Source organism: Bacillus sp. AFS098217 (assembly GCF_002551815.1).
In the GTDB taxonomy this organism is placed as follows: Bacteria; Bacillota; Bacilli; order Bacillales; family Bacillaceae_G; genus Bacillus_A.
The window spans coordinates 1-13,713 of record NZ_NVPR01000002.1 but is presented as its reverse complement, the minus strand read 5'-3'; the positions used below and the strand labels follow the sequence as shown (position 1 = coordinate 13,713).

Sequence of the window (13,713 nt, the reverse complement as noted above, 5' to 3'; positions counted from 1 at the left end):
TGCAAATGGATTTTTTTATTTCATTATACTCAAATACTTCTTAATCTCTTCCTCTGCATTCACTTGATTTTCTTTATACTCGTGCAGAGCTCGCAACACTGAATCGTATTCCTCCAAAATATAGCCTTCTAACTTCGTAAAGTCATCTAAGCTTTCAATCATTATTCTCGTTATACCTAATTCACTTTTTAAAGCTGGCTCGCATTTTAAACTCGTACATATTTCTAACACTTCTTGTTCCGTTTTTTCCGTTAGCACATATTTTTTCCGTCCTTTTACCTTCAACCTTACAATCGGATAAAAAGCTTTAATATCTAAATAACTTCCGACACTCACACTACGAATCCATTCTATATCGCGATTATGCTTCACAAACATTTCTTTTATTAATGTGCATACTATTTCTTCTTCAACCGCTTCTTTTTTCGTTTTCTTTTGTCCTTCTTCCTGTATAGCTGCACATTTTTGATAAACCGCTGCGCACGTTATACAATCATCCAGTGCATTATGCGAACTCAAACGAATGCCGAGCATTCTTTTTAAAGTCTCAAGTTTATGATTCGGGGCATGCTTCATATACTTTTTCGCTAAAAATACCGTATCAACGACTTTATTTTTAGGCTCCGATAACCTAAGCATATTCGTATTACTCTTTAAAAAGCGCATATCAAAAGAAGCATTATGCGCAACGATTGTGTCTTCGCCTAAAAATGCTAAAAACAAAGGCAAAACTTCCTGAATTGTTGGTGCATCTGAAACACGATAATTTGTAATCCCTGTTAAACTTGTAATACGGCTAGGTATAGGCCGTTCTGGATTTACGAAAGAAACAAATTGATCTGCTAGTTCATGATTACGGTATCGAACCGCTGCTACTTGAATAATCCGATCACTATACGGATTAAATCCTGTCGTTTCAAAGTCAATAACAACATAGTCCACTGGCAAAGTTAAATGTCCCACAACATACTCTCCTCAAATTATTATTATCTTTCAAATTTCTTTTATCATATCATGAACAAACTGTTTGATGAAAAAGAAAAGACAGAAATGGTCTTTTACCAATCCTGTCTCCTGACTATTATTTTAATTTTTCAATTCGTTTCTCCATCTCTTTTTGTGTCATCGGTCCGATAAATTTATCTTGAATTACACCTTTTGTATCTACAAAATAAGAAGTTGGAATAGTGATCACTTTATATGTCGTTGTAGCACTTATATCCTTATCAAGTAAAACAGGGAAAGTGAGTCCTTTCTCTTTCGCGAACTGCTTTACCTTTTCTTCTCCATTCGCTCGTTCTGAGACCGTATAATTTACAGCAAGAATCTCGACATCATCTTTATATGTTTTATAAAAAGCCTCCATGTCCGGCATTTCCTGCTGACAAGGGCCGCACCATGTTGCCCAGAAATTTAAGATAACTTTCTTACCCTTCAAATCCGATAACTTTACTGTTGTACCATCTAATTTTGATAACTCAAAATCCGGTGCAATCTTTCCCACTTCAATTCCATTTTTTGCAATAACTTCTTTCATCGCCGCTTCACTTTTTACTGGTTCTTCGCTTAGTTGTTTTTTATTTTTTCCGCTCTGTTCGTAGACTGCATAACCCGCTAAGCAAAGCAATACGATAACAATGGTAAGCTTTCGCCACATGTACATCACCCTTATCGTTTATCTCATTTTATATATCACTAAAAAATAACGATAGTATTTATACTTTATTTTAGCTTATACGGACAAGCTTGGAAATATTCCCCTGGAAAACAGAAAGAATATTTCGCATAATTTTGAATTTTTTACCTTTTTATCATATAATTAGGAAGAGGAACAGTTTCAGGAGGATGATTACATTTGAAAAAAACAACTATCCATTGGTTACAATATATACTTAACCTCCCCATCTTATTTGTCTCATTTTTTGTTACAAGCATCATTGCGAGCTACTTAATGATTTCTGAAAACTGGAAAGATTATCTTGTATTTACCCCTCAAACGACTACAGATAAAGGACATATTTATATAATAGATACATTTATTTATGCTTTTAAAATCGAGCCAATTGCAGCAACAATTTTCATTTTGTCCGCTATATATTTAATAGGAATTATTATTACACGTTGGTTATACTGGAGAAAAAACAAAATAGGATTCATTGGTTTACAACTCATGATTGTTATTCCCATTTTTATTTACACCTTACTCGTCGCACATTCCGAAGGTACGATGATTATTGTAGAAGAGAATTGGGAGAAATACTTAGTCTTTTCACCAAAATCCATTACAGATACAAATCAAATTTATTATATTGATAGATTGTTATACGGAATTCAAAAATTACCTATCTTTGGCACCGTTTTCATTCTAAGCTTTCTTTATGTAATCGGACTCATCGTTTCTAAAGTTTCCTATAAAATACGTTTCCACAAAAATAGAAACACATGAGGTGCTACTCGTGCTGCAATTACTTATCCATCCTGTAACTTTTATTTTTGTTATTTTACCATTGTTATCTATTGTCCTTGGAGCCTTACTTTATAAATCCAAATGGCTTTCTGTTCTTTTTTCTTTTTTTATTCCACCTATTTTTTTCATTATCGTATCTGGATGGGATTTACGTGTAGTTCTCATCAGCTTTGATGCTTGGATACTGTATGGCACCTTCTACTCCATTCTTTCTTATATTACAGTAATGATTATACGACGGAGAAAAAAATTACAATGAGGAATATATTTATATTTCTAGCGAATACCTTTATTTGAAAAGAGGATTCTTATGTACTCATTTGAAAAAGCCATTCTCTATATTTTTAGTTTCATATTCTATCCTATTGGCATTATCGTATGGATTATCTCCCTATTTAGTAAAGATCCTGAAAGAAGAAAAATCGGCCGGATTTGCATTTATACCGCTTTAGTATCGTTTATTTTATTCACCACGCTCTGTATCATTAACTTCTACTCCATTACAACAATCTCTAGTTCATAATAATCATAGAAAGGACGAATGCTATGGAAGAACATCCAATTAGTAAAGAACTACGCTATATGCGCATATGTTTTATCATTTTAATTCTAATCCTAATATTTTTTGACAGAGGGAAGGTTGTTGAAGTCTCTACAAATCACGACACTCCAATAATGAATGTACCAACTAGTAATATGACACAAATTGCAGAAAATACATTTGCTTTACAAGAAAATGATCCTGCAAGTGGCGATAGACATACGATTAAAATTTTCAAATATGATCCGGACACAAATAAGATTATATTAGTAAAAGAATTTAATACTGAAAATTATTCTACATACGAATACAAGCTTAATAAACCAGAATAAAGAAACTGCCCATAAAATGAGGAAGCTAACATCAGTCAGCTTCCTCATTTTGATTGAAAATATTTTACTTTTCTCGTTTACTACAATATCTTTCTTAGTTTGACACCTTAGACTCTTCAATTTTCTCACGAAGAACCATTTGTAAGATACCACCATGACGGTAGTAGTCGATTTCAACTTCACTATCGAAGCGTGCTACTACTTCAAATTGTTTTTCGTTTCCGTCTTGGTCAATTGCAACTACTTTTACAAGGTCACGTGGTTTAACTGTTTTGTCAATTTGAATTTCAAATGACTCGTTACCAACAAGACCTAATGTTTCAGCATTTTCGCCTTCTTTAAATTGTAATGGTAATACACCCATTAATACAAGGTTACTACGGTGAATACGTTCGAAGCTTTCTGCGATTACTGCTTTAATACCTAAAAGGTTTGTACCTTTCGCAGCCCAGTCACGAGAACTTCCCATACCGTAATCTTTACCAGCAACTACAAGAAGTCCAGTACCATCTTCTTTATATTTCATTGCAGCATCATAGATAGATGTTACTTCACCAGTTGGCCAGTAAGTTGTATATCCACCTTCTGTTCCTGGTGCGATTTGGTTTTTGATACGAATATTCGCGAATGTACCGCGCATCATAACTTCATGGTTACCACGACGAGAACCATAAGAGTTAAAGTCAACTGGTTGTACGCCATTTTCTAATAAATAGCGACCTGCTGGTGTATGTTTACCAATTGAACCTGCTGGTGAAATATGGTCTGTTGTTACAGAATCTCCAAATTTACCAACTACGCGTAAACCTGATAACGTTTCAACTTCACCTGGCTCTTTAGATAATCCTTCAAAGAATGGTGGGTTTTGAATGTATGTTGAATCATTATCCCAAGTATATAAAGCTTCATTAGAAGTTTGGATTTCATTCCAGCGCTCATTGCTGTTAAATACTTGCGCATATTCTTTTTTGAACAATTCAGATGTAACAACACTTTGAACTACATCTTCAATTTCTTTAGCTGATGGCCAAATATCATTGAAGTAAATAGGGTTGCCATTTGCATCTTTACCGATTGCATCATTTTTCAGATCAATATCAACAGTACCTGCAAGTGCATATGCCACAACAAGTGGTGGTGATGCTAAGTAGTTTGCTTTTACAAGTGGATGAATACGACCTTCAAAGTTACGGTTACCAGATAAAACAGATGTTACTAGTAAGTCGTTTGCTGCGATTGCCTCTTCTAATTCCTCTGCTAATGGACCAGAGTTACCGATACAAGTCGTACAGCCGTAACCAACTGTTTGGAAACCTAATTGATCTAAATACGTTGTTAAACCAGATTTATCTAAGTACTCTGTAACAACTTTAGACCCTGGTGCTAATGATGTTTTTACGTAACCAGGTACTTTAAGTCCTTTTTCAATTGCTTTCTTCGCAACTAAACCTGCTCCAATTAATACGTATGGATTTGACGTATTTGTACAGCTTGTAATCGCAGCGATTGCAATTGCACCTGTTTTCATCGTTACTTCTTGATCTTTTAATGCAACTTTCACTTCTTTATCAAATTCTTGCTCACTGAATCCAAGTCCCTGTGTTCCAACTGGCGCTACAACAGCTTTGTGGAACGCATCTTTCATATTTGAAAGTGGGATTAAATCTTGTGGACGTTTCGGTCCAGAAAGGTTAGATTCGATTGTATTTAAATCAATTTCAACAAGATCAGTATAGATTGGATCTTTACTATCTGCTGTATAGAATAAGCCATTTGCTTTACAATATTCTTCAACAACGCGAATTTGCTCTTCATCTCTACCAGTTAAACGTAAGTAATCTAATGAAATTTCGTCAATCGGGAAGAATCCACAAGTTGCACCATATTCTGGTGCCATGTTTGAAATTGTTGCACGGTCAGCTAAAGGCATGCTCTTTAATCCGTTACCGAAGAATTCAACAAATTTACCAACTACACCTTTTTGACGTAATACTTGTGTTACTTTTAATGCAACGTCTGTTGCTGTTGTACCGCTTGGAAGTGTACCAGTTAATTTAACACCAATTACTTCTGGCACTGGGAAGTATGAAGGTTGTCCAAGCATTCCTGCCTCTGCCTCAATACCACCAACGCCCCATCCAAGAACACCGATACCGTTAATCATTGTTGTATGAGAATCTGTTCCAACTAATGAATCTGGATATGCAACTAATTCACCTTCAGCATTTTTCACTGCATGAACAACTGGTGCTAAATACTCAAGGTTTACTTGGTGTACAATACCTGTTGCTGGTGGAACTGCACGATAGTTATCAAATGATTTTTGTGCCCAGCTTAAAAATTTATAACGTTCTTCATTACGTTTAAACTCTAAGTCCATGTTGAATGCAAGCGCGTCTGCTGTACCCGCTCTATCAACCTGTACAGAGTGGTCAATTACAAGGTCTACAGTAATTTCAGGATTAATTTTATCAGGATCCCCACCCATGTCTGCCATTGCTTTTCGAAGTGAAGCCAAATCAACAACAGCTGGAACACCTGTGAAGTCTTGTAAAATTACACGAGATGGTTTGAATGGAACATCAATGTCTTGAACATCTTTCGTTCCCCACTTCGCTAAATTTGTAACATGCTCTTCTGTAATTACACGTCCGTCAACTTGACGAAGTACAGATTCAAGCAAAACTTTAATAGAATACGGTAATTGTGATACGTTGCCAACCCCTGCGTTTTCAAGCGCTTTCAATTGATAATAATGATACGTCTTTCCATCTAATTCAAATGTTGCACGAGATTGAAATGGATTATGTTTGACCATTATGTTTCCCCCCTGTTAAACGTGACTAAGTTGTCTGAATATAAAATGTAGACAAATTTTTCAATACCTTACGATAATATCTTATTACAACTTTCTAAATAAGTAAATAATAAGAAACTTATAGTTTATCATAAGTTTTCTTTATCTCTCGAAATTTGAATAGTCTTCGTCCTCCTTATGAATACTATTACCATAAAGCAAAGCTTTCTCTTAGAAGCTTTCCTTTACTGTTTATACATGTAATGAGCAACTCATTATGTTGTCTATAGGGAAAATATGATAGAGGTGAAATCAAATGGGTAAACGAAAAGCAAATCATGTCATTCCAGGAATGAATGCTGCATCAGCACAAGGCCAAGGAACTGGTTATAATGAAGAGTTCGCAAACGAACCGTTAACACCTGCGCAGCGTCAAAATAATAAAAAACGAAAAAAGAATCAGTAATGAAAGATCCCAAAAGGGCTACCTTTTGGGATCTTTCTTTAATGCTTATAACGTAATAGTTCTGAAACTTTTACAAATCGATACCCTTTCTTTTGAAGTTCAGGTAGAATTTTTGCTAGTGCAGCCACCGTTTGACTGCGATCATTTCCTCCATCATGTAACAAGACAATATCTCCACTTTTGGCATTTTTCACGACATGATTTACAATGGATTCAGTACCTGGATTTGCCCAATCTCGTGGATCTTGATGCCAAGACCATAAAACGATTTGATATCCCGCTTCTTTCGCCGTTGTAAATACAGCATCATTAATATACCCACCTGGAGGACGAAATAGCAACGGTTCCTTCGCCCATTTTTCTAAATACTTCTTCCCATCTAAAATATCATTTTTTAATTTTTCATCAGATGCACTTTTGGCATATAAGTGATTCATCGTATGATTTCCAATTTCATGTCCTTCTTTCAGTACTTGCTTGACTAAATACGGATTCTTCTGAATTCGAAAGCCAATCATAAAAAAGGTTGCTTCAGCTTTGTATTGGCGTAATAATTTTAGTACTTGCGGCGTATATGTCGGATCTGGACCATCATCAAATGTGATTGCAATAATTTTCTCATTATTCGGTACTTCCCATGTTACATAGCCGGTAGGCTCTAATTCTTTTCTCAATAACATTTTCGCTTCCACTTTGTCCACTTGAAATATATGTACCAAACAAATTAAACAAATGATTGTTATAACAATTTTTCGTCTTAACATATTTATTCCCGAAGTAAAGAGTCGTTGAAATCGTAACAACCTCTTCACTTTTCTAATTGGTCTACATCTCGCATAATATTTTGTAGATTGCTTTCATATTGTTCAAGTTGTGGACGTTGCGTTTCAGATGCTACTTCAAGCGCATTTTGAATTTGTTCATATGCCTCTTGAATTTCGTGGCGTAAATGTTTTAAATCATGACCATAATCTGAATCATTTTTCACAATATTATTAAATAAATTTTCTGCTTGTACAACTCCTTGTTGTGCGGCTTGAAAAGCTTGCTGTTTATCTTTATGATACGGCATACACTTTCCCCTTTCTACAATAGTTAGTCTCACTTATCTTTACCCTTTTTTCTAAAAACATTCTCGTATAAATTTGTAAACTTCTCTCATTCTAAATATGAAAGGGAGGTGTAATACGCCATGGAAAAAAACAACAGTAAGTCTATTCGCCAAAACACAAAAAAAGGACAGCCTTCTGGGCAACCTGAGCCTTTAAGCGGATCACATAAAGTAAAAAATCGCAACCATTCTAGACAAAAAAATCACGCACATCATGATATGTAAAAAGAAAGACAATTCACATGCATTGCCTTTCCCACATAAAGCGAAACTTTAATCAGTGGAGGTTTTCTTCATTCCACACTGATTATTAGCCCCCACCAATTGGGCTTTTACGGGCAGTTTATCTCCCGCCTTACTTCTTTAGAAAAGCGGAAGCGGCTTGCTCAGAATCGCAGGACGCCCGCACCAAGGGCAGAGAGGTGCTTTTTGTCTCGTCCGAGGTGGTGAAACGACCGAAGATTCTAGCCGCTAGAGCTGGACAATGCTTTTGTCAAACTTTGAGGTGGGAGTATTACTGTCGCGAGTAGCAGGATAAAATATGTACATCGAATTCTTTCACTTATGTATTATTTATCCCTCACCCCTAATTTCTTAATGCATATCATAGGATGAATTGAGATTTTACGGAGGGTGTCCTACATGAGCAAGAAAAAGAAAAATTGTCTTTTTCGTGTTAATGGTTTTGAAGAATGGATGGAGCAATTTTGCTCTGAATCCTATGATAACTGTAGTTTTCCTAATCACATTCACATTGATCTTTGTGAAACAGAGCAAGAATATATTTTGGAAACCGATGTTCCTAACGTTACAGAACAAAATGTACTCATAAAAAAGATGGAGACAGGCCTAAATATTTGCATTTCCAAAAAAAATTCTTCCTTACAACGAACCATTTCTTTACCTGCTAACATCATTTATAAAAAAATGCTAGCCTGCCTAGAAAACGGGTTTCTCGCCATTCATATTTCAAAAAATGAAGTGGCCAATAAACATGAAAATAAAGTTCTTTTTTCAAATTAAGCATTTAATATAAAGCAAAACTTTAATCAGCGGAGGTTTTCTTCATCCCCCGCTGATTATTAACCTTCATCAATTTGGATTTTACCCTCCCCCTAACTTCTCTGTTTTCATTGAATTTTGAGGTGAAGGGCTTATTGCATGAAAATACTAGGATAAATACAAAACAGGATCTAAAAAGTTTTTAGCTTTTTAGATCCTGTTTATTTTTTATTTACAAGATGTCTCTTTCGTTATTATTTCGTACTTACCTCCACCTTAGCAACTTCGATATGTCTTTTAGCCAATAAGCTGCGTGTGATGAAAAGAATTGGAAATGCAAACATTGAAAAAATAGACAACATAAAAAATACAACAAAACCATTTTGATACCCATAATGATCCTAAAAGTACACCGCCAAACCATGGTCCAATTACTCCACCAATTCCTGAAAAACCCATTGCTCCAAAATATGTCCCTTTTATATGTTTATACCCTAGCTGTTCTCGTTATTTCCATATCAATCCCGTATGTAAATTGTAGCTCTTTACAAACCTCTTTAATTAAGATGTTCACACTATATTTTTCGTTAAATGCAACAACTGCATTTTCTACTTCCTCATATGTATACTTATATTCACCAGTAATTACACTTTTTAAATCAAAGCATTCATTAATACAAAGTTGTACGAGAAGTCGATCATACATAGCCACTACATCTTCTTTTTTCCATAACAATTCTTTTACATATAATCGATCAAATATTACACTTTCTCGATTACATTCTGTTAAAGTCCGGGTCATTTCATGTAATTCTCGATATAGTTCAGAAATATTTGTATTGAGACAAATCAGTTTGTCTACGCCGTTTTCATATAGCATTTCATCCACCCCCGTATATCCCTTTTTCTCATTATAGCAAGAAAATTCTAAAAAAGAGGTTTTTTCTTCTGAAATATTAGGAAACTTATCTAGATTGCTTTACAATGAAACTAGCGAATCAGAAAGGGGTACACAAGTGAAACAAAAATTATACTACATTGATGCTTATCAGCAATCTTTTACAGCTCAAATTATAAAACAAGACTATGATAATGAAGGAAAACTATATGTTACTTTGACAGAAACAGCATTTTATCCAAATGGTGGTGGGCAACCACATGACACAGGAACATTAAATGACGTTTCCGTTATTCATGTGGAAGAAGTTGATGGAGAAATTCGTCACTTCCTATCAAAAGAATTACAGACAAAAGAAGTAACCGGTCAAATTGATTGGCAACGTCGTTTTGATCATATGCAGCAACATGCCGCTCAGCACATTCTATCGGCTGCCTTTTGGGATCATTTTGATATTCCAACAATCGGTTTTCATCTTGGAAAAGAAATGGTAACAATCGATTTAAATACACCGGATCTTTCTATAGAAACAGCGGCACAGGCACTCCAAATCGCAAATCGGATTGTCTTTGAAAACCACCCTATTCGTATCCAATGGATGAACTTAGAAGAGGCAAAACAATTACCTCTCAGAAAAGAGCCAACAGTTACAGAGAATATTCGCGTTGTAATCATTGAAAACTTTGATTACAACGGTTGTGGTGGAACACATCCAAAATATACAGCTGAAGTGGGACCAATTCATATAATCGGATGGGAACGGAATAAAGGTGGCATCCGTTTAAGTTTTGTTGCAGGATGGCGTGCCCTCAAGTTAATGAGTCATCATCAACAAATTATAAAAGACATTTCTAAACAGTTAAACAGTAATGAAAATGATATTCCAAGTAAGGTAACCCAGCTTCTCGCATCTCAGAAAGAAAACGAAAAAACATTACAAGCGATGAATGAGAAACTACTATTTGTAGAAGCAAATGAATTATTACAACAAGCCCAAGACATACATGCTGGAGCACTCATCTCTCAAACCTTTATCAATCGTTCCATGCAGGAAATCGCTAAATTATCTGCCATTATTACTGAACAAAATGAAAACTCAATTACATACTTCGTTATCGAAAGTGATGCGAAACTGCAATGCATCCTTGCATGCGGAAAAGCTGTAACAGCCAACATGAACACAATTTTAAAAAACGCCCTCCCTGCTATTGAAGGAAAAGGCGGTGGCAATCAAAAAAGTGCTCGCGGCGGTGGTAAAGCAATTATGACTGGTGAAGCATTTTTAGCTCATCTTATTCATTTACTAAAAGAAACAATTTAGTTTGTCCTTAAAAAAAATAGGATCCTTCATACAAAACAAACGTCCGTTCTTATTTTAGGGATGATCACTTTACACGTGACTTTTTCCAAGATCCATATAACAAAGGAAAAACAAAAACCCATGCGATAGTAATCTAAAAAGTAGAAAACTAGACTTCTTGCTAGTTTTCTACTTTTTCAAATAATAGAGCAATTCCAATCCCACCACCAATACCTAATGTCGCTATTACGTATTTCGCCTTTTCTCTTTGTACTTGATGGAATAATCGGGTTACAGGCATAGCCCCTGATGCCCCATAAGGATGCCCAAGAGCAATTGCCCCACCGTTTATATTTAACTTTCCATAAGGAATTTGTAACTCTTGTGCACAGGCTACAATCTTAGAAGCAAAGGCCTCATTCATTTCAATATAATCAACATCATTTATTGATAGATTTTGATTTTGTAAGCCAACTAAAAAATTTTAGTTTTTCCTATGCAAATGCTCTAATTCTTTTCGTAATGCTTGTTTTAAAAATTTCCCAACCGATGTTTTTGGAATCTCTTCCATAAACACAATATCGTCAGGTAACCACCACTTTGCAAACTGTGGTCGTAAAAATTCATACAGCTCTTCTTTTGTTACATTGCTATTTTGTTTTTGTACAACACAAGCAACTGGGCGTTCTTGCCACTGCGGATGGGGAACCGCAACAACGGCCGCTTCAAATATAGCCTCATGTGCCATCAATGCATTTTCTAAATCTACAGATGAAATCCATTCGCCTCCACTTTTAATAACATCTTTTGTACGATCAACAATTTTAACACAGCCTTCTTCATCAACTGTAACAACATCACCTGTATATAACCAGCCTTCACGGAACCCTTCTACAGTACGCTCATCGTTATAATAACTTGCAGCAATCCACGGTGCGCGTAAGCATAGTTCTCCCATTTCAGTTCCGTCCCACTTTACTTCTCCGCCTGCTCCAACTACTTTCATCTCCACACCCGGCACAAGATATCCTTGTTTTGATCGAATCTCAAGCTGCTCCTCATAGGATAAATCTGTCTCATAGCTTTTTAATCGCGCAAGTGTCACAAGCGGACTTGTTTCGGTCATACCGTATGCATGCACAAAAGGAACGTTATATTTTTGTTCAAATGCCGCAATCACACTTTTAGGTGCGGCAGCACCCCCACATAAAATTCGTTTTATACTTGATAAATCATAATTGTTATTTTCTAATTCCTGTAACACCCCAAGCCAAATTGTTGGTACACCGGCAGCTATCGTCACTTTTTCGTCCTGAATCATTTCAAGTAAAATTTTCGGTGTAAACATCGGACCAGGTAACACTTGTTTTGATCCAAACCATGTTGCTGCAAAAGGTAGTCCCCAAGCATTTACATGAAACATTGGAACAATTGCCATAGCTGCATCACTTTCAGATAATGCTGTTGTATCCGCTAATCCTAGAGCCATACAATGGAGCACTGTACTGCGATGTGTATATACAACCCCTTTGGGATTTCCTGTTGTCGCCGACGTATAACACATGCCAGCTGGTGTATTTTCATCAATATCTTTTAAAAATTGAAAATTAGGATCCCCTTCCGCAAGAAGTTGCTCATAATGATAAATAGGTTGAAGTGAGGTTTCTGGAAGGTCTTCTTTGTCAGTCATAATAATATAAGCTTGTACAGTTGATAATTCATCTTGTATTTTTTCAACGAGAGGTACAAGATCTTCATCAACAAGTAAAATGCGGTCTTCGGCATGTCCAATAATGTAGGAAATATGCCCAGGAGATAAGCGAATATTAATCGTATGCAATACAGAACCAATGCTTGGAATTGCAAAATATGCTTCTACATGTCGATGGTGATTCCACGCTAACGTTCCAACTCGATCCCCTTCCTTTATCCCTAATTTCTTTAACGCACTAGAGAGCCTTCTTGTCCGCTCTCCCATTTGTTTATACGTTAAAGTTGTAATTGTATCATGTGTACGCGAAACGATTTCTTTCTTTGGAAACAGTTTTTCTGCCCTTTCCATCATAGAACTAATTGTTAATGGCACATTCATCATCATATTTGTCCCAACCTCCCGTTAAAGCGTTTTCATTTCATTCATTATATCAAACTTCTACCGATAATAAAGATAATTATTCTGTATTTTCTGAATTATTTCCATAGAAATAATTCAGTTCCATGAAAAATAGAGAGAATCCCACTATACAAATTAGACCCTCTCTATTTTCGGATATATGTCTCCCGTAAAATAATATATTTGTTGGTAAGATATAATTCTTTAAAACACATGAAAAAACGCTAATGCAGCTTCTGTTCCCGATCCTCTCCCCCATATTTTCGTGATAATGTATATGTGATTTCCACTTTATGTTCTCTTTTTTATATGAAACAAAAACCCACATTCCTATGGGATTATGTTCTTCTTTTAACTCCATATCAAAGACAGCTGCTTCTCCTTTTGCATAGACTAGTAATTGAATTCACAAAAATTGTGGTATTCTATAATGTTTTATACTCCCTATATATGTAGTTAATTCTTCATCTAGAGTATATTTAATTATACCAATTCCCCTTACTATATAAATCCATTTTAATTTTTCGGCATCTAAATCCCTGCTATGCAGAATAAAAAGTAACCTCCATTCGTTTGCTCGTTCTGTTTTTACTTCGCATGTGGCAAAAAAAGGCCCTGACCGCTTCTATGCATGGCCAGATACTCTCTCCCACCTAAAAAGAGGGATTTTATGTCGTTTTTTTAAT

General features: G+C 35.6%; 14 protein-coding genes and 2 pseudogenes. 7 read left to right on the top strand and 9 right to left on the bottom strand.

The window, feature by feature from the left end; genetic code table 11:
* Window positions 1–15 precede the first annotated feature (15 nt).
* Together COO03_RS00560 and COO03_RS00555 are read right to left on the bottom strand one after the other, a co-directional pair.
* Window positions 16–963, bottom strand: coding sequence for a 3'-5' exonuclease (locus tag COO03_RS00560; RefSeq protein ID WP_097894538.1), 948 nt, complete (start codon window positions 961–963; stop codon window positions 16–18).
* A 118-nt stretch (window positions 964–1,081) separates the two neighbouring features.
* Complete coding sequence (locus COO03_RS00555) at window positions 1,082–1,657, bottom strand: redoxin domain-containing protein (protein ID WP_097894537.1); 576 nt, start codon at window positions 1,655–1,657, stop codon at window positions 1,082–1,084.
* Between the two features lie 198 nt (window positions 1,658–1,855).
* Between COO03_RS00555 and COO03_RS00550 the strand changes: the two genes are divergently transcribed.
* The 3 genes from COO03_RS00550 (at window position 1,856) to COO03_RS00535 (ending at window position 3,340) form a co-directional block, all read left to right on the top strand.
* Window positions 1,856–2,446, top strand: coding sequence for a DUF4306 domain-containing protein (locus COO03_RS00550; protein WP_097894536.1), 591 nt, complete (start codon window positions 1,856–1,858; stop codon window positions 2,444–2,446).
* Window positions 2,447–2,777: 331 nt separating this feature from the next.
* Window positions 2,778–2,990, top strand: a complete 213-nt coding sequence (locus tag COO03_RS27355; protein ID WP_097894534.1) for a hypothetical protein — start codon at window positions 2,778–2,780, stop codon at window positions 2,988–2,990.
* Window positions 2,991–3,013: 23 nt separating this feature from the next.
* Window positions 3,014–3,340 (top strand): YmzC family protein, encoded by a 327-nt coding sequence (locus tag COO03_RS00535; protein ID WP_097894533.1) that lies wholly within the window; start codon window positions 3,014–3,016, stop codon window positions 3,338–3,340.
* A gap of 94 nt (window positions 3,341–3,434) precedes the next feature.
* On the opposite strand, the gene acnA is transcribed toward COO03_RS00535, so the two are convergent.
* Window positions 3,435–6,158 carry an aconitate hydratase AcnA gene (acnA, locus tag COO03_RS00530; RefSeq protein WP_097894532.1) on the bottom strand — a complete coding sequence of 908 codons (2,724 nt, stop codon included), beginning with the start codon at window positions 6,156–6,158 and terminating at the stop codon, window positions 3,435–3,437.
* 295 nt (window positions 6,159–6,453) lie between these two features.
* Here acnA and sspO point away from each other — a divergent pair, with 295 nt between their 5' ends.
* Complete coding sequence (gene sspO, locus COO03_RS00525) at window positions 6,454–6,603, top strand: small acid-soluble spore protein O (RefSeq protein ID WP_006095643.1); 150 nt, start codon at window positions 6,454–6,456, stop codon at window positions 6,601–6,603.
* Between the two features lie 38 nt (window positions 6,604–6,641).
* On the opposite strand, the gene pdaB is transcribed toward sspO, so the two are convergent.
* Both pdaB and COO03_RS00515 read right to left on the bottom strand, forming a co-directional pair.
* Window positions 6,642–7,367 (bottom strand): polysaccharide deacetylase family sporulation protein PdaB, encoded by a 726-nt coding sequence (gene pdaB, locus COO03_RS00520; protein ID WP_097894531.1) that lies wholly within the window; start codon window positions 7,365–7,367, stop codon window positions 6,642–6,644.
* Between the two features lie 44 nt (window positions 7,368–7,411).
* A complete protein-coding gene (locus COO03_RS00515; RefSeq protein WP_097894530.1) occupies window positions 7,412–7,675 on the bottom strand; it encodes a hypothetical protein in 264 nt (87 codons plus the stop codon).
* 120 nt (window positions 7,676–7,795) lie between these two features.
* Here COO03_RS00515 and COO03_RS00510 point away from each other — a divergent pair, with 120 nt between their 5' ends.
* Window positions 7,796–7,939: a small acid-soluble spore protein P gene (locus tag COO03_RS00510; protein WP_000414451.1), complete on the top strand. Its 144-nt coding sequence runs from the start codon at window positions 7,796–7,798 to the stop codon at window positions 7,937–7,939.
* A gap of 417 nt (window positions 7,940–8,356) precedes the next feature.
* On the top strand, window positions 8,357–8,737 hold the full coding sequence (locus COO03_RS00505) for an Hsp20 family protein (protein WP_141523347.1): 381 nt from the start codon (window positions 8,357–8,359) through the stop codon (window positions 8,735–8,737).
* A gap of 233 nt (window positions 8,738–8,970) precedes the next feature.
* Here the strand turns inward: COO03_RS00505 and COO03_RS27350 are convergent.
* Window positions 8,971–9,220 (bottom strand): annotated as a pseudogene (locus COO03_RS27350) (MFS transporter); the annotation flags it as partial.
* Window positions 9,204–9,596 carry a hypothetical protein gene (locus COO03_RS00495; RefSeq protein ID WP_097894528.1) on the bottom strand — a complete coding sequence of 131 codons (393 nt, stop codon included), beginning with the start codon at window positions 9,594–9,596 and terminating at the stop codon, window positions 9,204–9,206. The gene COO03_RS00495 and the pseudogene COO03_RS27350, both read right to left, overlap by 17 nt.
* A 136-nt stretch (window positions 9,597–9,732) precedes the next feature.
* Here COO03_RS00495 and COO03_RS00490 point away from each other — a divergent pair, with 136 nt between their 5' ends.
* Window positions 9,733–10,935, top strand: coding sequence for an alanyl-tRNA editing protein (locus COO03_RS00490; RefSeq protein ID WP_141523346.1), 1,203 nt, complete (start codon window positions 9,733–9,735; stop codon window positions 10,933–10,935).
* A 160-nt stretch (window positions 10,936–11,095) separates the two neighbouring features.
* On the opposite strand, the pseudogene COO03_RS00485 reads toward COO03_RS00490, so the two are convergent.
* Window positions 11,096–11,383, bottom strand: a pseudogene (locus tag COO03_RS00485) (acetyl-CoA C-acyltransferase); the annotation flags it as partial.
* 15 nt (window positions 11,384–11,398) lie between these two features.
* A complete protein-coding gene (locus tag COO03_RS00480) occupies window positions 11,399–13,012 on the bottom strand; it encodes a long-chain fatty acid--CoA ligase (protein WP_097894527.1) in 1,614 nt (537 codons plus the stop codon).
* Window positions 13,013–13,713: the final 701 nt, after the last annotated feature.